The following is a 634-nucleotide window of genomic DNA, read 5'->3' as shown; positions in this document are numbered from 1 at the left end:
ACTACAGCTCTGAGGGAGTTGTACTCCCGTTTCTTAACTCACTCAAAAATATTATCAACTCGGAGAGGAATATTAACTGCATCTCCGTAATAGCCCGCACTAGAATAATACCAATACTCTGGTTTCAGCACATACCCTTTTCGAACTGGGTTTTGATGAATATAATCAAACTTTTGGCGACAAAACGATTCTCTCAGAATGGTTTTTGGATGAAAGCCTGCCTGCCATAACCGATACCTATTGTCTCGCCCATCTTCAGCAGCTGCACGCTTAAATAAATCCAATGCTACCTTACCTCCATCGTTCTCCAAGCATTTGGTTAATTGCCTGGAAGTAAAACGTTTAAAATCCCTTATGGTATTACTTAGCTCTTGTATATCCTCTTTGTCTGTAGAAACTATCAGATGGATATGATTTAACATAATTACATAGGCATAAATTTTGAGCCCTTTGTTCTCTCTGCAATATTTCAAACTCTCTATTACAATATCAAAGTAGCCATCACTTGTAAAAACAGGATACCAAGCAGTTACTGTTGAAGTAATAAAGTATAGCGATACTTCTTTAAATATCTTCATTGATATAACAGCCTTTTTATAAGTAAGACTGTTATTTGGTTAAAACCTTACAGTTT

At 36.1% G+C, this 634-nt stretch carries 1 protein-coding gene; it reads right to left on the bottom strand.

Annotated features, from left to right (window positions below):
• Positions 1-38 precede the first annotated feature (38 nt).
• Positions 39-578 carry an REP-associated tyrosine transposase gene (locus G3569_RS18240; RefSeq protein ID WP_165271518.1) on the bottom strand — a complete coding sequence of 180 codons (540 nt, stop codon included), beginning with the start codon at positions 576-578 and terminating at the stop codon, positions 39-41.
• Positions 579-634 lie beyond the last annotated feature (56 nt).

The sequence above is a fragment of the Fodinibius halophilus genome, from assembly GCF_011059105.1.
Lineage (GTDB): Bacteria > Bacteroidota > Rhodothermia > Balneolales > Balneolaceae > Fodinibius > Fodinibius halophilus.
This window is presented reverse-complemented; position numbering and strand designations above follow the sequence as displayed.